19 protein-coding genes are annotated in these 21,249 nt (G+C 55.1%); 8 read left to right on the top strand and 11 right to left on the bottom strand.

Annotated features, from left to right (window positions below; all coding sequences use genetic code 11):
• Positions 1 to 68 precede the first annotated feature (68 nt).
• Together IV433_RS10330 and uvrB are read right to left on the bottom strand one after the other, a co-directional pair.
• Positions 69 to 437: a VF530 family protein gene (locus IV433_RS10330; RefSeq protein ID WP_101077330.1), complete on the bottom strand. Its 369-nt coding sequence runs from the start codon at positions 435 to 437 to the stop codon at positions 69 to 71.
• A gap of 52 nt (positions 438 to 489) precedes the next feature.
• Positions 490 to 2,496, bottom strand: a complete 2,007-nt coding sequence (gene uvrB / locus IV433_RS10335) for an excinuclease ABC subunit UvrB (RefSeq protein WP_152325483.1) — start codon at positions 2,494 to 2,496, stop codon at positions 490 to 492.
• Between the two features lie 1,144 nt (positions 2,497 to 3,640).
• Between uvrB and IV433_RS10340 the strand changes: the two genes are divergently transcribed.
• A complete protein-coding gene (locus IV433_RS10340; RefSeq protein ID WP_195814133.1) occupies positions 3,641 to 4,351 on the top strand; it encodes an ABC transporter ATP-binding protein in 711 nt (236 codons plus the stop codon).
• A gap of 9 nt (positions 4,352 to 4,360) precedes the next feature.
• On the opposite strand, the gene bioD is transcribed toward IV433_RS10340, so the two are convergent.
• From bioD to bioB, 4 genes are all read right to left on the bottom strand, one after another.
• Positions 4,361 to 5,047, bottom strand: a complete 687-nt coding sequence (gene bioD / locus IV433_RS10345) for a dethiobiotin synthase (protein WP_195814134.1) — start codon at positions 5,045 to 5,047, stop codon at positions 4,361 to 4,363.
• Between the two features lie 188 nt (positions 5,048 to 5,235).
• Entirely contained in the window at positions 5,236 to 6,027 is a 792-nt protein-coding gene (bioC, locus tag IV433_RS10350; protein WP_195814135.1) for a malonyl-ACP O-methyltransferase BioC, read from the bottom strand.
• Positions 6,011 to 7,162 (bottom strand): 8-amino-7-oxononanoate synthase, encoded by a 1,152-nt coding sequence (gene bioF, locus IV433_RS10355; RefSeq protein WP_195814136.1) that lies wholly within the window; start codon positions 7,160 to 7,162, stop codon positions 6,011 to 6,013. The genes bioC and bioF overlap by 17 nt, the downstream gene beginning before the upstream one ends.
• A gap of 2 nt (positions 7,163 to 7,164) precedes the next feature.
• Positions 7,165 to 8,202: a biotin synthase BioB gene (gene bioB / locus IV433_RS10360; RefSeq protein WP_195814137.1), complete on the bottom strand. Its 1,038-nt coding sequence runs from the start codon at positions 8,200 to 8,202 to the stop codon at positions 7,165 to 7,167.
• Positions 8,203 to 8,338: 136 nt separating this feature from the next.
• Here bioB and bioA point away from each other — a divergent pair, with 136 nt between their 5' ends.
• Entirely contained in the window at positions 8,339 to 9,616 is a 1,278-nt protein-coding gene (gene bioA / locus IV433_RS10365) for an adenosylmethionine--8-amino-7-oxononanoate transaminase (protein WP_195814138.1), read from the top strand.
• 42 nt (positions 9,617 to 9,658) lie between these two features.
• On the opposite strand, the gene IV433_RS10370 is transcribed toward bioA, so the two are convergent.
• Positions 9,659 to 10,621, bottom strand: coding sequence for a LysR substrate-binding domain-containing protein (locus IV433_RS10370; protein ID WP_195814139.1), 963 nt, complete (start codon positions 10,619 to 10,621; stop codon positions 9,659 to 9,661).
• A 157-nt stretch (positions 10,622 to 10,778) separates the two neighbouring features.
• Here IV433_RS10370 and IV433_RS10375 point away from each other — a divergent pair, with 157 nt between their 5' ends.
• Both IV433_RS10375 and IV433_RS10380 read left to right on the top strand, forming a co-directional pair.
• On the top strand, positions 10,779 to 11,933 hold the full coding sequence (locus IV433_RS10375; protein WP_195814140.1) for a methionine aminotransferase: 1,155 nt from the start codon (positions 10,779 to 10,781) through the stop codon (positions 11,931 to 11,933).
• Positions 11,934 to 11,968: 35 nt separating this feature from the next.
• Positions 11,969 to 12,748: an ABC transporter substrate-binding protein gene (locus tag IV433_RS10380; RefSeq protein ID WP_101077340.1), complete on the top strand. Its 780-nt coding sequence runs from the start codon at positions 11,969 to 11,971 to the stop codon at positions 12,746 to 12,748.
• 60 nt (positions 12,749 to 12,808) lie between these two features.
• On the opposite strand, the gene aphA is transcribed toward IV433_RS10380, so the two are convergent.
• Positions 12,809 to 13,522, bottom strand: coding sequence for an acid phosphatase AphA (aphA, locus tag IV433_RS10385; RefSeq protein WP_195814141.1), 714 nt, complete (start codon positions 13,520 to 13,522; stop codon positions 12,809 to 12,811).
• 270 nt (positions 13,523 to 13,792) lie between these two features.
• On the opposite strand from aphA, the gene IV433_RS10390 reads away from it, so the two are divergent.
• From IV433_RS10390 to IV433_RS10400, 3 genes are all read left to right on the top strand, one after another.
• A complete protein-coding gene (locus IV433_RS10390; protein WP_195814142.1) occupies positions 13,793 to 14,830 on the top strand; it encodes an NADP-dependent oxidoreductase in 1,038 nt (345 codons plus the stop codon).
• A gap of 27 nt (positions 14,831 to 14,857) precedes the next feature.
• Positions 14,858 to 15,553, top strand: coding sequence for a type 1 glutamine amidotransferase domain-containing protein (locus tag IV433_RS10395; RefSeq protein ID WP_195814143.1), 696 nt, complete (start codon positions 14,858 to 14,860; stop codon positions 15,551 to 15,553).
• A gap of 170 nt (positions 15,554 to 15,723) precedes the next feature.
• On the top strand, positions 15,724 to 17,004 hold the full coding sequence (locus IV433_RS10400) for a putative acyl-CoA thioester hydrolase (RefSeq protein ID WP_195814144.1): 1,281 nt from the start codon (positions 15,724 to 15,726) through the stop codon (positions 17,002 to 17,004).
• Between the two features lie 72 nt (positions 17,005 to 17,076).
• Here the strand turns inward: IV433_RS10400 and IV433_RS10405 are convergent, their stop codons facing one another.
• Both IV433_RS10405 and pgl read right to left on the bottom strand, forming a co-directional pair.
• The gene (locus IV433_RS10405; protein WP_195814145.1) at positions 17,077 to 18,588 is read right to left on the bottom strand and encodes a methyl-accepting chemotaxis protein; all 1,512 of its coding nucleotides are present in this window, start codon (positions 18,586 to 18,588) and stop codon (positions 17,077 to 17,079) included.
• A 254-nt stretch (positions 18,589 to 18,842) separates the two neighbouring features.
• Complete coding sequence (gene pgl, locus IV433_RS10410) at positions 18,843 to 19,844, bottom strand: 6-phosphogluconolactonase (RefSeq protein WP_195814146.1); 1,002 nt, start codon at positions 19,842 to 19,844, stop codon at positions 18,843 to 18,845.
• A 181-nt stretch (positions 19,845 to 20,025) separates the two neighbouring features.
• Between pgl and IV433_RS10415 the strand changes: the two genes are divergently transcribed.
• Positions 20,026 to 20,847 carry a pyridoxal phosphatase gene (locus IV433_RS10415; protein ID WP_152325467.1) on the top strand — a complete coding sequence of 274 codons (822 nt, stop codon included), beginning with the start codon at positions 20,026 to 20,028 and terminating at the stop codon, positions 20,845 to 20,847.
• A 63-nt stretch (positions 20,848 to 20,910) separates the two neighbouring features.
• Here the strand turns inward: IV433_RS10415 and IV433_RS10420 are convergent, their stop codons facing one another.
• Positions 20,911 to 21,183, bottom strand: coding sequence for a helix-turn-helix domain-containing protein (locus IV433_RS10420; RefSeq protein ID WP_195814333.1), 273 nt, complete (start codon positions 21,181 to 21,183; stop codon positions 20,911 to 20,913).
• Between the last annotated feature and the right edge of the window lie 66 nt (positions 21,184 to 21,249).

Raw genomic sequence — 21,249 nt, forward strand, 5'->3', positions numbered from 1 at the left:
AAAAGCCCCGCTTCACTTTACAGATCGTGGGGCTTTTTCACAGTTCAAAAAACCGGTGGAAACGGCTGTTATTTTTTGGTCAGCGGATGATTATTCCACGGGCTGTCAGCGGCAGGTTTCGCAGTGCTGACTTTGGGTTTCTGCGGTTTTTCAGCGGATAACGGCGTGCGGCGTTTGCTGCGCGTCATATCAGGGCGCAAATGGCCTTCAATAAAATCCAGATACAGCGTTTCCACTTCCTTGCGCGCCCACGGCGTGCGGCGCAGGAATTTCAGGCTGGACTTGATGCTTGGGTCACTTTTGAAGCAGTTGATGTTGACCTGCGAAGCCAGTGCGGGCCAGCCAAAATTATCCACCAGCGTTGTCAGCAGTTTTTCCAGCGTGACGCCGTGCAGCGGATCTTTCGCCGCACCGGGATTTTGTGGTGTATCAGTCATTGGCTCGCTTTTCCTTATCAATTTTCAGGCCGCGCACTTTAGCATTTTTCCCTTACGAAAGAGCAATAAACTGCTCGCGCAGGGCGTGGAGTTCGTCGCGTGTATTGGCCGCTTCTTCGAATTCCAGGTTCTGGGCATGCGCATACATCTTGCTTTCCAGCTCCTTAATGCGCTGTTCCAGCGCTTTAGGCGTAAGCGATTTGTAGGTTTGCGCCGCTTCGGCATCGCGCTTGTCTTTGTTCTTTTTGGTCTTTGGCTGCCCCAGTTGCAGGATGTCGGAAATCTTCTTGTTCAGGCCCATCGGCGTAATGCCGTTTTCCAGGTTGTAAGCTTCCTGTTTCGCACGACGACGCTCCGTTTCCCCGATCGCTTTAGCCATCGAATTCGTGATTCTGTCGCCGTAAAGAATAGCTTTACCGTTGAGGTTACGCGCCGCACGGCCAATGGTCTGAATGAGCGAACGTTCTGAACGCAGGAAGCCCTCTTTGTCGGCATCCAGGATCGCCACCAGAGAAACCTCCGGCATATCCAGCCCTTCCCTCAGCAAGTTGATGCCCACCAGCACATCGAATTCACCCAGACGCAAATCGCGGATAATCTCCACACGCTCGACGGTATCGATATCAGAGTGCAGGTAACGCACCTTCTCGCCGTGTTCTTCCAGATACTCGGTCAAATCCTCGGCCATGCGTTTGGTCAGCGTGGTGACCAGCACACGCTCATTGATGGCCACGCGTTTGCGGATTTCCGACAGCAGATCGTCGACCTGCGTGGTCACCGGGCGCACTTCAATAATCGGATCCAGCAAGCCGGTCGGACGCACCACCTGATCCACCACGTCGCCGCCGGATTTATCCAGCTCGTAAGCGCCGGGCGTGGCGGAAACATAAATCGTCTGCGGCGCCAGCGCCTCAAATTCTTCAAAGCGCATCGGGCGGTTATCGAGCGCCGATGGCAGGCGGAAACCGTATTCCACGAGCGTTTCTTTTCGCGAGCGGTCGCCTTTGTACATCCCGCCGATTTGCGGAATGGTGACGTGGGATTCGTCGACAATCAGCAAACCGTCGGCAGGCAGATAGTCAAACAGCGTCGGTGGCGGCTCGCCCGGACCGCGTCCGGAGAGATACCGGGAATAGTTTTCGATGCCCGAGCAATATCCCAGCTCATTCATCATTTCGAGGTCAAACTGTGTACGCTGGCTGAGACGCTGTTCTTCGAGCAGTTTGTTGTTATCCAGCAGCACCTTACGGCGATCGGCCAGATCGACTTTGATCTCTTCCATCGCCTGCAAAATACGTTCACGCGGGGTGACGTAGTGCGTTTTCGGGTAAATCGTGAAACGCGGAACTTCGTGCTGCACCTGACCGGTCAGCGGGTCAAACAGGGAAAGCCGCTCGACTTCCTGATCGAAAAGCTCGATGCGCAGTGCCAGATCGTCTGATTCCGCCGGAAAGACGTCGATCACTTCGCCGCGCACGCGGAAAGTACTGCGCTGGAAAACCTGATCGTTGCGGGCATATTGCAGCTCAGCCAGACGGCGCACGATCGCGCGCTGATCGATAATCATCCCTTTGGTCAGATGCAGCATCATTTTCAGATACAGATCCGGGTCGCCCAGACCGTAGATCGCCGAGACGGATGCCACCACGATGACGTCGCGGCGCTCAAGCAGCGCTTTGGTCGCAGAAAGGCGCATCTGTTCGATGTGTTCGTTCACCGACGAATCTTTTTCGATAAACGTGTCTGAACTCGGGACGTACGCTTCGGGCTGGTAATAATCGTAGTAAGAAACGAAATATTCGACGGCGTTCTCCGGGAAGAACTCTTTCATTTCGCCATACAACTGCGCCGCGAGAGTTTTATTGGGCGCGAGAACCATCGTCGGCCGGTTCAGGTCAGCAATCACATTCGCGACGGTGAAGGTTTTACCGGAACCGGTAACGCCGAGTAACGTCTGGTGCGCCAGACCGTTCTCCAGCCCTTCTTCCAGACGGCGTATTGCCTCAGGCTGATCGCCTGATGGCTTAAATTCGGAATGCAGTTTGAACTCTTTACTCATGACGGGCTACCTGGCTGAAATGAAAACGCATAAGGCCGTACGTAAGGCGCTCACGGAAAAACAGTATGAAAGACTCCGCGAATTTTGCCAGCCTTGATTTTACCGCCTTATAATACTGTATATAAAACCAGCCTCCAATCGATAAAAATCACCGGTGATTTAACCGGTTGCTGCATCTGCACTTTTTTAGGTTATTACGAAAAAGAATTCTCACCATCAGGTGACAATTATCCCCAAAATTTTTCATCCGTTAACTTTCTGACCACAGGTTGACGAATTCTGACACAACTATGACGAACGAATTATGGGTGTATTGCTTTTAACTAACTCACTGAATATAAACAACATCATTAAAAAGCTGCGAATACGGGCAAAGTGAGCACAACCCGCGCCCTGACTCGCCTGTAGCATCTTTTCTTACTCTCATGCACATGGTTATCCACAGGAATAGTGGATAAGTCTCAGCACGCCCCGCACGGCGGGAGTTGGTAAAAAACATCATTTAGGCTTTCAGGCCACTCAAGTGGTCTTTTTTAGTTATTTTTTATCTTTTTTATCTCCTTATTTATGCCTATTTTGCCTAGATTTCTGGTCGGATGTTTCTTGCAAAATCCAAAAGTGCATCTCATCAGGATTTTTTTGCTTCTTATTCCCGTTACGTTTGCACCAAAATCAGAGAGAGCAGCACTGGCAAAGTGCAGTTGTCTTTCTCCCGCGTCTGAACGGATGTCACAAAACCTCAACAACGTTAATGAATAATCCTAAATCGCCCTGCGCTCCGCTGTTAACACCCCTGTAACTTCTCTTTTCCCCGGCACTTTTACAAACTTGGCCTGAGAGTTGCAGTGTCACTGTAGGAAGCGTTTCCTGTAGCCGGAACCGCTTTTTTCACCTGAAAGTGAAATCTGATGATTACCCTGTTTTTTGCTAAGCAATGTCATTTTTAGTGCAAGGAAAAAGCGGTTAACCCCATTTATCACTGGTTAATGGCTGTTTATCTGTAATTGATGCTGAGAGGTTGGCCGGTAATCAACGGAATTTAATTCTGTGTTACGGCATTAACAGCGGAACATAAATGTCAGAAATATGACAGTGGCGGTCAAAGCGAAGTTCAGCGGAATGCTCCGTGTGGGAGGGAGGTCTGATGTTAAGTGTAAAATCAGTTAATCAGTATTATGGGCAAAAACATATTCTGTGGGATATCAATCTCGAACTGTACCGCGGTCAATGTACGTGCCTGATCGGGCGAAATGGCGTGGGGAAAACTACGCTGGTGAACTGCATTATGGGCCATCTTCCGGTGAAAAGCGGGGCGATATCCTGGCAGTCGCGCGACGAAGAGCCTCAGAGTTTGTTAAATCTTCCGGTGGAAAGCCGTGCGCAAATCGGCATCGGTTATGTGCCACAGGGCCGGCAGATTTTTTCGCAGATGAGTGTCGATGAAAACCTGCAAATTGCCATGATGGCCAGCCGGAATAAGACGCGTCGCGTGCCTGAAGAGGTCTACGACCTGTTTCCGGCGCTTAAGGAAATGGGAACGCGCAAAGCGGGAGAACTCGATGAGAGCCAGCAGCAGCAACTGGCGATCAGCCGCGCGCTGGTTCAGGAGCCCGAACTGCTGATCCTCGACGAACCGACTGAACACACCAGCGCGTCGATGGCGGCGAATATGGGTAACATCATTCACCGCCTGAACCGTGACCTCGGTCTGACGCTGCTTCTGGTCGGGCATAAATTGCCGTTTATCCGCAGCGTCGCTGACCGGTTTTGTCTGGTGGACGGCGGGCGCAACGTGGCACAGGGCACGCTGGCACAGCTTGACGAGACGTTAATCAAAAATTATCTGACGGTCTGACGTCGTACTTCATTTACCATCAGGAAGCAGACGTTCCAGATCCAGATATTGCCCCAGATTGATGTCCAGACCGGCACTCAGGAACGGGATCTCGCCCAGCAGCGGCGCAGGCAGCATACGCGTGAGCGTCGCCATGTATGCCTGATGATGCTTCCCCGTTTCCTGCACATCATTGGCAATCCAGCCCGCCAGATGCAAACCACTTTGCGCGATGGCCTGCGCCGTCAGCACGGCGTGATTGATGCAGCCCAGCCGCATTCCCACCACTAACACCACCGGCAGTTGCTCGGCAATCACCCAGTCCGCAAACGTATAATCTGCGGTCAGCGGCGTGTACCAGCCTCCCGCCCCTTCCACTACCACCCAGTCGGCCAGCGGTTCGAGATGGCGCAATCCGGCGGATAAAACCTGCGGGTCAATTGGGCGATTTTCCAGCTCGCTGACGATATGCGGCGACGTCGGCTCGATAAACGTGCACGGATTGACTTCGTCATAACGCAGCCCGACGGTGCTGTAGGCCTGGAGCGCCAGTGCGTCGCTGTTGCGCGGCCCTTCTGCCGTCATTTCACTGCCTGACGCCACCGGTTTGTACCCGGCAGTTTTGTGCCCGGCGCGCGCTGCCGCCTGTAAAAATGCGGTTGTGGCAACGGTTTTACCGACTTCGGTATCGGTGCCGGTAATAAAGTATTTTTTCATTTGAAGCCTGGTTTTGGTTTAAGTAACCACACCCGTGCTGAGATTTGGCCTGCTCCTCCCCCTGCGAAGGGGGAGGCCGGGAGGGGGTTTTACAAACGACTACGTGCCTGCCATTAATACCCCACCCCAACCCTCCCCTTCGCAGGGGAGGGAGCTGCTCGTGCCAGCTTCAACCGGGGAGGAGTAAATCAGCGGGGAATGAGTTCTTCCACCTGCAAAATGCCGTAGACCAGCCGGTAATTCAGCGGCAGAACGCCGTCGCGGCGGACGTAATGTTTTTCCAGCAATTGCAGGCGCTCGCGCCCGCCCAGTCCGCCGAGGCGGCCATTTTTGATGTGCGTCGCGCCAATGCCTTTGAGCGAACGCATCAGCGACATCACGTCCGGGAATTCGGCGACGTGATCGCTGAAGGTCACTTCATGGCGATACGGCGCGCAGGCTTCGGCTATTTTGTCGGGCGTCAGGAACTGATTCACGTGACGGCGGCCATCGACTTTCATCCACGCGGCGGCCAGCTCATTGAGCGAACCTTCGGCCAGCGTGGAGAAAATCACCAGCCCGCCGTTGCGGGTGACGCGGTGCATTTCTTCCAGCGCACGCGGCAGCGCGTTACACCACTGCACCGCCAGATTGCTGAAACAGATATCAACCGAGTTATCGGCAAACGGTAAACGCTCGATATCTCCCGGCACATATTCATCGGCGGAATCCAGCTCACGGGCACGGCTCAGCATGCCTTCGGAGAGATCCAGCGCAATCACGTTTTTCCCCTGAGCGCGCCAGTAACGGCTGAAATAGCCCGTCCCGCAACCGGCGTCAACAACCGTTTTTCCAGCATTTTTCAGGTAGGGTTCGGCCAGCGACAGCAACGTTTCACCCACATCACGCTGCAATTGTGCGGCGCTTTCATAACTGACGGCGGCGCGGCTGAACGCGTCGGCCACCGCTTGTTTATTCACTAATTCAGTGACTGCACCCATGAAGGGACTCCAGCAAAAAATCGATATCTTCCGGCCTGTGTGCCGCCGTCAGCGTAAGACGCAGCCGCGCGCTGCCCGGAGGCACCGTCGGCGGACGGATAGCACTGACCCACAACCCGCGTTCGCGCAATGCCGCCGCCAGATCTAAAGCAGGCTGATTTTCGCCTACGATCACCGGCTGGATGGCCGTTTGTGAAGCGGTCAGCCGGTAAGGTAATCCGGTAGCCCCGGCGCGGAAACGGGCAATATTGGCCGCCAGTTTATCACGCAGGCCGTCGTCTTGCCGGACTCGTACCAGCGCGGCCTGTAACGCGCAAACCTGCGCCGCAGGCATCGCCGTGCTGTAAATCAGATGACGCGCGAACTGCAACAGGTAATCTGCGGTGGCATCATCACACAGCACCGCCGCGCCACTGCACCCGAAAGCTTTACCGAATGTGACCACCAGAAGTTCAGGCCGTACGCCCTGCTGCCAGCAACTGCCGCGCCCTTCTTCACCGGTGACGCCCACGCCGTGCGCGTCATCCACCATCAGCCAGCTTTCGTGCGATTGCGCCAGACGATGCAGTTCCGCCAGCGGTGCAGCGTCGCCGTCCATGCTGAACACGCCTTCGGTCACCACCAGCGTTTCACCGTCCACCGGTTTTTCCAGCAAGCGTTGCAGGGAATCCGGCTGATTGTGGTGAAAGCGCCGCAGCTGTGAAGGCGCATGGGCAGCGGCTTCCAGCAAAGAAGCGTGGCTGAGTTTATCCGCCAGCACGCGATCGTCGCCCTGCATCAGCGCGGCAAGAATGGCCTGATTGGCCGCAAAGCCGGAGATAAACAGCAGCGCGCGCGGATAGCCCTGCCACTGCGCCAGCTGCTGTTCAAATTCGGCGTGCGCCACGCTGTAGCCGGTGACGTGCCCGGAACCGCCGCTGCCCACGCCGTATTTTTCAGCGCCCTTCTGCCATGCGGCAATCACGTCCGCGTCCTGACTCAGGCCGAGATAATCGTTACCGGAAAAATTCAGATACCGTTTGTCACCCTGTGTCAGAAACCGCGCGCTGCCGCCGTTGTTCGGCTGACGCACACGAAAAGCCGCCGCTTCTTTGCGGGCGGCAACGGCATCGTTAATCCGCGTTTGCCAGCTCATGATCAGACGGCGGCGTTGTAAAACTGTGCGGTATCGGCATGAACCAGCTGTTCGGCCAGCGCGGCCTGTTGCTGGTTATCGCCCATTTCGGTTTCGAACACCTGCGGGTTCAGCCCCAGTTTGCCAAACAGAATGAGATCTTTATCTTCCGCCGGGTTCGGCGTGGTCAGCAGCTTGCAGCCGTAGAAAATGGAGTTGGCACCGGCCATAAAGCACATCGCCTGCGTCTGTTCGCTCATCTGTTCGCGACCGGCGGAAAGACGGACATACGACTGCGGCATCATGATGCGCGCCACGGCGATAGTGCGGATAAAATCAAACGGATCGACATCGTCGTTATCAGCCAGCGGCGTGCCTTTCACTTTCACCAGCATGTTGATCGGCACGCTTTCCGGCGGCACCTGCAGGTTCGCCAGCTGCATCAGCAGACCGGCACGGTCTTTGACGGTTTCACCTAAACCAACAATCCCGCCGGAGCAGACTTTAATGCCCGCGCCGCGTACTTCCGACAGCGTATCCAGACGTTCCTGATAGCTGCGGGTGGTGATGATGCTGCCGTAAAATTCCGGCGAGGTATCCAGATTGTGGTTGTAGAAATCCAGACCGGCATGCGCCAGACGCTGCGCCTGCGAGGTGTTCAGCGTGCCGAGCGTCATGCAGGTTTCCATCCCCAGTTCTTTCACGCCCTGCACCATTTGCTCGAGGTACGGCATGTCACGGTCGTGCGGGTTTTTCCACGCGGCGCCCATGCAGAAACGGGTCGAACCGGCGGCTTTCGCCTGACGGGCGGATTCAAGCACCTGCTCGACCTCCATCAGACGCTCAGATTCCAGCCCGGTTTTGTAACGGGAACTCTGCGGACAGTATTTACAGTCTTCCGGGCAGGCACCGGTTTTGATCGACAACAGCGTACTGACCTGAACCTGACGCGGATCGAAGTGCTGACGGTGAACCTGCTGGGCTTCAAACATCAGCTCAAGGAAAGGTTTGGAAAACAGTGCCTGAGTTTTTTCAAGCGTCCATTGGGTGCGGATAGTCATTCGACAACTCCAAAATAAATGTTTCGTGAACGTTTTTATGGTCGGTATACTGTCAACCATTCTCGATTCGTTTTAGTTTACGGTCAACGATAATTACATTTTTTAGTTTACAACTTACCGCCCGCAGGAATCCTTTATGAGCCCCGCCGATATCGAATTCGACCAGCGCCACATCTGGCATCCGTACACATCCATGACCAAACCGCTGCCCGCGTATCCGGTGGAATCGGCGTCCGGCGTGCTTTTACATCTGGCCGACGGGCGTGAGCTGGTGGACGGCATGTCGTCCTGGTGGGCGGCGATCCACGGCTATAACCACCCGCAACTGAATCAGGCCGCGGTTGAGCAAATTGGCAAAATGTCGCACGTCATGTTTGGCGGCATCACGCATCCTTCAGCCATCGCGCTGTCGCGCCGTCTGGTAGAAATGACGCCTGCCGGGCTGGAATGCGTGTTTCTGGCGGATTCAGGTTCGGTGGCGGTGGAAGTGGCACTGAAAATGGCGATGCAATACTGGCAGGCGCGCGGCGAGAAACGTCAGACGCTGCTGACGCTGCGCAACGGCTATCACGGCGATACCTTCGGCGCAATGTCGGTCTGCGATCCGCAAAATTCGATGCACAGTTTGTATCAGGGATATCTGCCGCAGCATCTGTTTGCCGACGCGCCGCAGAGCCGTTTTGACGGCGAATGGGACGAAGCGGATATTGCGCCTTTCGCCAAAATGCTCGATGAAAATCACAGCAAAATTGCCGCGGTGATTTTAGAGCCGGTGGTTCAGGGCGCGGGCGGGATGCGGATTTACCATCCGCTGTATCTTAAACGGGTGCGTAACCTGTGCGATCAGTACGGCATACTGCTGATTGCCGATGAGATTGCCACCGGTTTTGGCCGCACCGGCAAGCTGTTTGCCTGTGACCATGCGAAAATTTCGCCAGATATTCTCTGCCTCGGCAAAGCGCTGACCGGCGGCTATATGACGCTTTCCGCCACGCTGACCACGCGGCATGTCGCGGAAGTGATCAGCAACGGCGAAGCGGGTTGTTTCATGCACGGCCCGACGTTTATGGGCAATCCGCTGGCCTGCGCGGTCGCCAATGCCAGCCTGCGCTTATTGTCGGAAAACCGCTGGCAGGCGCAGGTACTCAATATCGAGAAACAGCTGAAAAATGAATTACTGCCGCTGGCCGGACATCCGGCAGTGGCCGACGTGCGCGTGCTCGGCGCGATTGGCGTGGTGGAAATGCACCAGCCGGTCAACATGGCGCAACTGCAAAAACATTTCGTGGAACAGGGCGTGTGGATCCGTCCGTTCGGCAAGCTGATTTACCTGATGCCGCCGTACATCATCACGCAGGAAGAACTCCGTAAACTGACCGGTGCCATTGCCAGCGCCCTCGGCGCGCTCTATTGATCACCAGGTATTGATCACACTTTATTGATAACACGGCATTGCTCACACGGCGCTGACCAGCCGGTGTGACGTCGACAATAGCGCGCTCAGCTTTTCCCGGCTGAGACGCGCCTGTTCATTGAGAAAATCAATTGCCACTTTCAGTGCGGGCGTCGGGTTTTCCGGATACAACAACGTATAAGATGCGCCGCTCGTCACGCATAACGGGAAAGGCGCAATCACCCTGCCCGCCTGCAAGTCATCTTCGATTAACGTCAGATCGCCGATCGCCACGCCATAACCCTGAAGCGCCGAATTAATTGCCAGATCCAGCGTGTCGAAATGCTGTGATTTCTCCGACGGCAACCCCTGCACGCCCTCTTCCCGCAGCCACAAAAGCCAGTCGCGGCGGTCGCGGGTCGGGTGCAGCAGCGTTTTATCCGCCAGATCGGCAACCGCAGTTTTCCCTTTATGACGGGGCAAAAAATCCGGCGTGCAGACCGGCGTCAGCACTTCGTCAAACAGATGATGCGCGCGGCGCTGCGATTCCGGTGGCCGCCCGAAAATCACGGCGGCATCAAAATGCTCATTGCTGAAATCCACGCCGTGCGCAATCGAGGCCGTCAGTTCGATGCGCATATCAGGCCGGTCGTTTTGCAGCTGGATCACGCGTGGCAATAACCAGCGCATCGAACAGGTCGGGCATTTGATCCGCAGCGTGTCCGGGTGTGAACCGACGCGTTTCAGCGCATCACCCATCAGCGACAGTGCCTGCTGCACGGGCGGTAATAGTTGCGCGCCGCGCGGGGTCAGCGTCAGCCCGCGGGCCTGACGTAAAAACAACGGATACCCCAGCGACGTTTCCAGCCCGGTTATCTGGCGGCTGACCGCGCCCTGCGTGATGTGCAGCAACGTGGCGGCATGCGTCAGGTTCAGGGTTTGCGCGACGACAGCAAAGGTTTTTAGCACGTTGAGCGACGGTAAATTCAGTGCATTCAGATACGACAGTTCAGGCGAAAGTGTCACGGAGCCCCCGGTAGATTCAGCATTTAGCCATGACGGCTGATCATGGCGAGTATGACAAATTTTCCATTGTCGGCACAGGCGAACTGCTGCTTAATCGTTAAACACCCGTTTTAACCTTCTCATGGCCGCCCGGCCTGTTTCCTTTGGGGAAAATGCTATGAAAAGCGCGATGTCGCCGCAGTCTAAATTACCGGATGTCGGCACCACTATTTTCACCGTGATTGGCCAGCTAAGCGCCGAGCACAATGCCCTGAACTTATCGCAGGGCGCACCGAATTTCTCCTGCCAGCCTGCGCTTATCGACAGCGTTGCCAAAGCCATGCGCGACGGTCATAACCAGTATGCACCGATGAGCGGAGTGGCCGCGCTGCGCCATGCGCTTTCCGCCAAAGTTGAAGCACTTTACGGTTGCCATTATGACGCCGACAGCGAAGTCACCGTGATTGCCAGCGCCAGCGAAGGCTTGTATTCCGCCATCAGCGCACTGGTGCATCCGGGCGATGAAGTTATTTATTTCGAACCGTCGTTTGACAGCTACGCGCCAATTGTCCGCTTACAGGGCGCAAAACCGGTGGCGATCGGCCTGTCGATGGAAGATTTCAGCATCGACTGGGATCAGGTTGCGAGCGCCATTAACAGCTGCACGCGCATGATCATCATCAACAGCCCGCACAACCCGACCGGCGCGATTTTCACTGATTTCGACATCGAACGTCTGACGGCGCTGACCAAAGATACTGACATCGTGATTTTGTCGGACGAAGTTTACGAGCACGTCGTTTTCGACGGCGAGCGCCACGAAAGCATGGCCTGCCATCCGCAGCTGGCCGAGCGCAGCGTCATTGTGTCGTCATTCGGCAAGACCTATCACGTCACCGGCTGGCGCGTGGGTTATTGCCTGGCACCGGCGGAACTGATGGACGAAATCCGCAAAGTTCATCAGTTTATGGTGTTCTCCGCCGACACGCCGATGCAGGTTGCGTTTGCCGAAGCGCTGGCCGATCCGCAAAGCTATCTCGGTCTGGCGGATTTTTATCAGAAAAAACGCGATTTGCTGGCGGAAGCGCTGAGCGAATCCCGCTTTGAATTACTCCCAAGCCGTGGCAGTTTCTTTATGCTGGCGCGTTTTAGTCATTTCAGCCCGCTGACCGACGATGAATTTGTGCTGAGCCTGATCCGGGATCACCAGATTGCCACCATCCCGCTGTCGGCCTTTTACAGTAATAACAAACCCACCGGGCTTATCCGCCTGAGCTTTGCCAAAGATAACGACACGCTGTATGAAGGCGCACGCCGTCTGTGTCGCGTCTGAGCCTACTTTCTGATACCGCAGGGGAATTGTGAATAATGAAAAAATTGAAAATCGCATTGCTGTTAGGTTGTGCCGTGGCGTCTTTTTCTGCGCTGGCAGACGGTTCCACGCTGAAATTCGGTCTGGAAGCGCAGTATCCGCCGTTTGAATCCAAAAGCGCCACCGGCGAATTGCAGGGCTTTGATATTGATTTGGGTAATGCCGTTTGCGCCGCGGCCAGCGTGAAATGCGAATGGTACGACACCTCTTTCGATGGCCTGATTGCCGCCCTTCAGGCGCGTAAATTCGATGCAATCAACTCCGCCATGAACGTAACCGAAAAGCGTCGTCAGGCGATCGACTTCACCAACGTGATTTACCGCGTACCGACGAAGCTGATTGCCAAAAAAGATTCCGGCCTGCTGCCGACCGTTGATGCGCTGAAAGGTAAACACATCGGCGTATTGCAGGGCTCGATTCAGGAAAGTTACGCGCAGGCGCACTGGGCACCGAAAGGCGTGGATATTGTTTCTTATCAGGATCAGAACCAGGTGTATCTGGACTTGTCCTCAGGACGTCTGGACGGCACGTTAGTGCTGGCTCCGGCAGGCCAGAGCGGATTCTTGTCACGTCCTGATGGCAAGGATTACGGCTTTGTCGGCGACGCCGTGCGCGACGATAAAATCCTCGGCAGTGGCATTGCCTTCGGCCTGCGTAAAGGTGATACCGCGCTGAAAGAAAAACTCGACACCGCCATCGCCAAAGTGCAGAACGACGGCGTAGTGAAGACGCTTTCGAAGAAATATTTCGGCGATATTGATGTGAGTGTGAAGTAATTTTTTTCTGCGCCTCACCTGTATTCCGGTGAGGCGCAAATCCTGCCACTGCTTTTCTTATCAGTACTCAGAATTCACAATCACTTCTTCGCCAAAGATGCCGGCCTGCGGTAACGGTTTATAGCTGGAGTTTGACGCACGTAATACGCGGATGCCGCGCGCACCGGCGGCCTGTGCGGCGGTGATGTCGTTGTCCGAATCCCCGTAGAAAATCTTCATCTGCTTATCTTTCAGCCACTGCGTTTTGGTGTTCTGCCCGGCTTTGTCACCGGCAAAAATCACCGGATTGACTTTGTCTTGCGGGATCTGGAAATCATTCTGCAAGGTTTTGGTGACGGTTTCGGTTTTGGTTTCACTGCGCCCGGTAACGAAATAAATGCTGTCGCCGCGTTTGAGGTGCATGGCAATCAGGCTTTTCGCCACGTCTTTCGGCATGCTGAATTCGTCCCAGCCGTTATTCATTTTTTCCCAGAATTTCGGGTTTTTCAGATAGTCCTGTTTGCCCGGAGAAAATTCCAGCTGGCCACGGTAAAAGCCCGGCGAAGAAAACAACACAGTGTCATCAATATCGAAACCCACCGCCAGCGGCGGACGGCCTTGCAGACTGTTTTCAATTTGCGCGACAGAAACCCAGTGAACCGGCGACTGTTGGGCAAGTTGTGCAACGTTAACGCCCGGATACAGCGGCGCGGATGCAGCGTCTTTTGCCGTCGCCGTTTGGCCAAGGCTGAGCAGCAGGAAAACGGCACTGAGTGCCAGAGGTATTTTACGCATCGGGATCCCTTTTTTATGCTTATTAATCTGAAAGATAAAACGGAGCAAGTGGTCAAAAACCTTACCGAACATACCTGCGCCCTTCACAGACTTAAAGGGATTTCTCGGACAAAGTCATAGGAAAAGATGATGGTCACAGTTTGGGTATAAAACGCATGACTCATAAGAACATGGCATAAACCGCTTCATGCGAAAACAACTTCGCGTCCTATACTTATTCCCAATTACGTCGACTTTTAACTCTCTTATATGAAACGGGAAGGTATTGGTATGTCTCAATCTCAGTCTGAAAACCGCCGCATCGTTCTGGCGTCCCGCCCTCATGGTAAACCTGTTGATGACAATTTCCGTCTGGAAAAAGCCCCGCTGCCCGCGGCCAAAGAAGGCCAGCTTTTACTGCGCACCGTCTGGCTTTCTCTTGACCCTTACATGCGCGGGCGGATGTCCGACGCGCCTTCGTATGCCGCGCCGGTGCAAATCGGTGAAGTGATGACCGGCGGCGGAGTGTCCCGCGTGGTGGAATCCCACAACCCGGATTTCAAGACCGGCGATCTCGTCGTGGGCAGAACCGGCTGGCAGGATTACGCCGTTGTGAACGCAGATGAAGTGAAAAAGCTGGAAGGCGCTGCGCTCAGGCAACCGTCTCTGGCATTGGGCGTACTGGGGATGCCGGGCTTCACCGCGTTTATGGGGCTGCTGGATATCGGCGAACCGAAACCGGGCGAGACGCTGGTGGTCGCCGCAGCCACCGGGCCGGTCGGATCCCTGGTCGGACAAATCGGTAAAATCAAAGGTTGCCGCGTGGTGGGTATCGCCGGGGGTGAAGAGAAATGTCGCTACGCCGTGGAGCATTTCGGCTTCGACGAATGCTTAGATCACCGCGCGCCAGATTTGGACCAACGTCTCAAAGCCGCCTGCCCTGACGGCATCGACGTTTATTTCGAAAATGTCGGCGGCGCGGTGTTTGACGCGGTTCTTCCGTTGCTCAATACCAAAGCCCGTATTCCGGTATGCGGTCTGGTTTCGCAATACAACGCCACCGGCCTGAAAGAAGGCCACGACCGCCTGTCACTGCTTGCCAGCACGATTTTGAGAAAGCGTCTGCGCATGCAGGGTTTCATTATTTTTGATGATTACGGCCATCGTTATCCGGAATTTGCAAAACAGATGGGCGAATGGTTTGAAGCAGGGAAAGTGAAGTTCCGCGAAGATGTTGTTGAAGGGCTGGAAAACGCACCTCAGGCGTTCTTCGGTCTGCTTGAGGGTAAAAACTTTGGCAAACTGGTCGTTCGTGTCGGGCAGGATTGATCCCTGACTGCGTCCACAGGAGGTAACATGAAATTACTGATTGTATTGACATCGCACGATAAGCTCGGCGAAACCGGTAAGAAAACCGGTTTCTGGCTGGAGGAATTCACCGCACCGTATTACGAATTTCTGGATGCCGGCGCGACACTGACGCTGGCGTCGCCTAAAGGCGGGCAACCGCCGCTTGATCCAAAAAGCGATGAACCGGATGCACAGACTGAAACCACGGCGCGTTTTCGTCAGGATAAAAGCGCTCAACACGCGCTCGCCACAACGGTGAAACTGGCGGAGGTGAATGTTGCTGATTTCGATGCTATTTTTTATCCCGGCGGCCACGGCCCGTTGTGGGATCTGGCGGAAGACGCGCATTCGGTGGAGCTGATTAAGGCGTTCTGGACGGCAGGCAAACCGGTTGCCGCCGTTTGCCACGCGCCCGGCGTTTTGCGCAACGTGCTGCTTGACGATGGCACGCCGCTGGTCAAAGACAAGCGCGTGACCGGATTCAGCAACAGCGAAGAGGACGCCGTCGGGCTGACGGACATCGTGCCTTTCCTGGTAGAAGACGAGCTGAAAAAGCACGGCGGCGATTACAGCAAAGCCGCTGACTGGCGTCCGTACGTTCTCACCGACGGCAAGCTGATCACCGGGCAGAATCCGGCGTCGTCCAAAGCCGTCGCACAAGCCTTGCTGAAATTGCTCGGCGGCGCAGAGTTCAGCAAATGATCTGACGCGGCTGGCGGCAAAGCATCACTGACAGTGATATACAGCTGATTCCTGTGGTATAAAAGACGCAGAAAAGGTGGTCAGTTTTACTGGCCGCCGTTTTTTTATTGCGGCAATGGCCGCGACATTGAAAAAAAAGAATAACTTTCTTCATCAAGGAGTCAGTCATAGTGAAAATTTCCACCCTGTCACGCGCGTGCGCTATGTTGTCTGCCAGCCTGATTTTGGCGGCATGTAGCAGCAGCCATCAAGGCTTATCCAGCCAGGTTGCGCCGGGCACCGCGTCACTGCCCGTGTTATCAGCGGACGAAGCGGCCAACTTTACAGCGAAAAATTATCTGGCCTTTGGCGGCCCTTCTTTGCAGGTTCAGCAACAGGGCTGGTTCCCTAAACTGGCAAGCACTGACGCGGCGAAAACCAACTTTGTGGTTGGCCCGCAGTTAGGCACCGATGGCGCATCGTATTCCACCGTACAACAGGCGGTAAATGCAGCACTGGCCGTGCGTAACCACGGTGAGCGTATCTTCATTAAAATCCTGCCGGGCACATACAACGGCGCGGTTTACATTCCGGCTGGCGCACCGCCAGTGACCTTATTCGGTGCAGGTAACAGCTCTGCGGATGTCACGCTGACGCAAACGCTGGAAGCCTCTGCGGCACCGGCGGCGTACCGCGCAACCGTCAGCCCTAACGGCCAGTTCCTGCCGGGCGACCGCGCATTCTATATGTTCCAGAACTGTGCGAATCTGACGACCGAAACTATCGGCACAGGTTGTACGGCGACCGTCTGGTCACAAAGCAACGGCCTGCAAGTACAGAACCTGACCATTGGTAACGCCCTGCTTGATACCGTTGACGGCGGCGATCATTCAGCCGTTGCTCTGCGTACCGACGGCGACAACGTGATTCTCGACAACGTCCGTCTGATTGGCCGCCAGAACACCTTTATGGTGAACACCGCCAACATCCACAACCAGACAGACAACAGCCGTTACAGCCGTGCTTACGTGCATAACAGCCTGATCGTGGGTGACGTGGATTACGTGTTTGGTCGTGCTAATGCCGTATTCGACCACGTTGAATTCCACACCGTCAGCAGCCGCGGCGTGAAACAGGCGTCCATCTTCGCACCGAATACACCAGCCACAGCACCTTACGGTTTCCTGGTGATCGACAGCAATCTGACCGGCGACCGTGGTTTCGAGCAGGCAGCGAAAGCGAAAATGGGCCGCGCGTGGGATGCTAACGATGCCAGCAGCCAGCTGGTCATTCGCGACAGCAGCTTCGACAACAGCTACGACCAGATGAACCCGTGGGGCGACGCCGTCTTCTCCGGTCATCCGTTTGTGGGTAACGTGCCGAAAGATGAAAAACAGCAGCGCAACCTGAATGACACCAACTTCAACCGCCTGTGGCAGTACAACAATGTGCTGACTCAGCCTGCGAAGTAATTCAGTCTGACGCAATAAAAATGCCGCCGGAGGAAACTCCGGCGGCATTTTTTTACCTGACGATCTTACCGGTTATGCCCTTTCGTTGCCGAGACGGAATACCGAAACCGTGCGTTCCAGATTCAGCGCCTGCTCATCGAGCGACGCCGCAGCACTGGCCGACTGCTGAACCAGCGCGGAGTTCTGCTGTGTCACGGTGTCCATTTCGGCCACAGCCAGCGCAATCTGGCTGATCCCCCGGCTTTGTTCATCCGACGCCGACGCAATCTCATGAATGATCTGCGTAACATGACGGACGGAACCGACAATCTCTTCCATCGTATCGCCCGCTTTCTCCACCAGCGTTGAGCCGTTATTCACGTTGGTCACCGATTTTTCGATTAACCCTTCGATCTCTTTGGCGGCCTGCCCGCTGCGCTGCGCGAGGCTGCGCACTTCGCTGGCAACCACCGCAAAGCCGCGGCCCTGTTCACCGGCACGCGCCGCTTCAACGGCGGCATTCAGCGCCAGAATGTTGGTCTGGAAGGCAATGCTGTTGATGACGGTGGTGATTTCAGAAATTTGCTTCGAACTGACGGCAATCTCTTTCATCACGCCCACCACGTCGGTGACCAGTTTGCCGCCGCGTGCAGCCGTCACGGCCGCATCGGACGCCAGCTGGCTGGCCTGCGTGGCGTTATCGGCGTTCTGTTTCACCGTCGAGGTGAGCTGCTCCATGCTGGCCGCCGTTTGCCCCAGCGCTGCCGCCTGTTCTTCGGTACGCGCCGACAAATCAATGTTACCCGCTGCAATCTCACTCGAGGCACGCGTGACCTGAGTCACCCCTTCGCGGATATCACCGATGATGCCGTGCAGGTTTTTATTCATACCTTCAATCGCACGGGTCAGTTGCCCCACTTCGTCATGACTGTGGCTGGTGGCGTGCGTTGAGAGGTCGCCTGCGGCAATCCGTTCAGCGGTGGCAAGTGTGCGGCGCAGCGGAAGGGTCAGCCCGCGCGTCGTACGCCAGGAAATCAGCACACCCACGATCACCGTCGCGGCGATAATCGCCAGCATTTCCTGAATGGTTCGGGTGACTTCTTCGTGCAGGTTACCCATTTCATGATCGAGCAGCGTATTGGATGCGGATGTCAGCGCCAGCCCGGCCTGCGCCAGTTGTGCGGTGATTTGTTGCAGGTCGCTGCCAGCCGGAGGATTAAGCGTTTGCTGCCAGCTTTCGCGGTAACGGCGGATGTTTTCAGGCATGGCGTCCACCAGAGGCTGATCTTCGGCATCCCAGGAATAGGCCGCGACCTGCGCCTGCCGGGCTTCGAGCTTATCCAGCGCCTGGCGGTTTTCCTCAACATATTTTGGGTCTTTGCTGGCCATGTATGAAAGCCGGGAAAATTTTGCACCGCTGAGCAAGTCGTTAACGGTTTTAAGCAGCGTGGCCTTTTCGGCGCGTTGATTGATGCTGGTCAGATGATAAATGCCCGACACAGCGATAAAGGATCCCAGCAACAGCACCAGTGCAAAACCGGCACCGAGTTTGCCAGCGATGGTGGCATGACGAACTTTGCCAGCGATCCCTGAAAGTACATTCATTTTCTTCTCCCTGATTTCCAAATGGACTGACTCTGAAGTGGCAATGCCACCGAAGAATGAGTGAATAACGGGAGAGTTATCGACCGGCAATGATTAACATTTAGAGAGAAGTTAAAATATTTCTTATCAATCGCCCGAAAGGTTCAGGCAATAAAAAAGCCCCTTATTACAGGGGCTTGATCATTATTCCGTGGCGGTATTATTGAGATGTTAAAACATAAACATTAGACAATCTCACTAATACACCAGAGTGATTAATCAATTTCCAGAATGCTTACCCACATCGGCGCTTTGCCCACCGGGTAAGTTTTCAGCGTGGTCAGCTGGCCGTTTTGCGGATTAATCTTCGCCACTTCAATGGCATCGGATTTCTGACCCGCCGTGATCACGTACTGACCAGTGAAGTCGATATTGAAACCGCGCGGCTGAGTTTGCGTCGCATGGTGCCCTGTGAGCGTAAGCTCGCTGCCATCTTCGGAAACCGACAGAACAGAAATCAGGCTGGCCGTACGGTCTGAGGTGTAGAGGAATTTTCCGTCCGGCGTGATGTGCAAATCCGCCGCCCAGCAGGTGCCGGTAAAATCAGCCGGCATAACGCCGAGCGTCTGAACCTGACGATATTCGCCGGTGCCGACGTCTTTCTGGTACACATCAACGCTGCTGTTGAGCTCATTTACACAGTAGGCAAAGTGATGATTCGGGTGGAATGCCATGTGGCGCGGACCGGCACCTTCAACAGTGCGCAGCTCGCTGGCGGTCTGATGTGGCGTCGCTTCGCCCTTCTGGCTGAAATCGTACTGACGAATGCGGTCTTCTTTCAGCGCCGGGATCATCAGCAACTGGTTGGTCGGGTCGATATTGGCAGAGTGCGGCGCCTGGATGTTTTCCAGAACCTGAACCGGTGCCAGCGCGTGACCTTTTTCATCCAGCGGATGAATGCTGACGTTGTTGAAGCTGTAAGAAGCCGAGAACACAAAACGCCCCTGAAGGTCGATCCCCAGATGCGTCGGGCTGCCCGGCAGCGGAGCCATTGCGGCTTCTTCCAGTTTCCCTTCGTGGTCAATGTGGTACGTCAGTACGCCAAACTCCGGGCGCACGCCGACATACAAACGATGACCGTCAGGATGGAGCACCATCGGCTGAACCTGTCCCGGCACTTCCACCGTTTGCAGCAGGCTCAGTTCACCATTATCCGCCAGACGAAAAGCGTGGATTTGCTGGCTATCAGGGCTGGCAACGTAGACGACTTGCTTCATCACATCTCCTTATTAAAACCGAATGAGTGGGTAGACTTTTAAAAAGCGTAGCTCAGGTTAACACGATAACTCAACGCACTGGCGGCACTAAAGGTGCCGGATCCAAGGTTTAATTAGCAGGCTTAACACGGTAACATGATGATAATTTCTTCGATCCACCCACACTTACGATGGACTGCTCATGACTTATCGCATTATTGCGCTCGATCTCGACGGTACGCTGCTGGACCGTCAAAAACGTATTCTTCCTGAATCCCTTGCTGCGCTGGCCGATGCCCGCGCGCAAGGCATTAAAGTGGTTGTCGTCACCGGTCGCCATCATGTGGCAATCCATCCGTTTTATCAGGCATTGGAGCTCGATACACCTGCTATCTGCTGTAACGGGACTTATTTGTATGATTATCAGGCACGTAAGGTATTAACTTCCGATCCGCTCGACAGCGTGAAAGCTAAAAAAGTCATCGACCTGCTGGATCATCACGGCATTCACGGCCTGCTGTATGTCGATGATGCGATGCTGTATCAGCAACCAAGCGGCCACGTGACCCGTTCGATTGCCTGGGGTCAGAGCCTGCCGGAACATCAGCGTCCGAATATCGTTCAGGTGAACAGCCTGCGTGAAGCCGCAGACGAGGCGCAGTCCATCTGGAAATTCGCCACGTCGCATCAGGATCTTGATGCCCTGCATACGTTTGCCGCACAGGTGGAAAACGATCTGGGTCTGGCCTGCGAATGGTCGTGGCACGATCAGGTAGACGTGGCAAAAGGCGGCAACAGCAAGGGCCGTCGCTTGCAGGAATGGGTCGAATCTCAGGGGATGAGCATGCAGGATGTGGTCGCGTTCGGCGATAACTACAATGATCTGAGCATGCTGGAAAATGTCGGTCTGGGCGTGGCGATGGGCAATGCGGCGGATGCGATAAAAGAACGCGCGGCGCTGGTCATTGGCGACCACGAAACGCCGGGCATTGCAGACGTTATCCGCACGAAAGTCCTGAACTAATCCCTGCGCTTTTTCGCGCCTTCCCCTTCTAAAGAGGAAGGCGTTTTTTCTGCCACAAAATCATCAGTCGGTCTTTAATTCGGGTTTGATTTTCACGGGCCGTATGCTGCGCGGAATTGACCGCATCTGTGCATCAAAATACCGGCTCGGCCAGATAGCCGACGGTGGAACGCCCAGCGCTTTAGCGATAATCATTTCGCCCTTTGCCCACGGACGCGCCAGCGCATTTGCCAGCGTAGAGGAACCTAAACCGGCTTCCCGCGATACCGCCGCCAGCGTGGTTCTTTTCTTACGTAACCCGGCGATGATATCTGCCGGGTGCCAGTCATCTTCCATTCTCATCGTTCATCCTTTGTTGTTTGTACGGCATTCCGGAAAGTGAACTACACTTTCACCTTACGA

Source organism: Rahnella laticis (genome assembly GCF_015644585.1).
Taxonomy (GTDB): Bacteria; Pseudomonadota; Gammaproteobacteria; order Enterobacterales; family Enterobacteriaceae; genus Rahnella; species Rahnella laticis.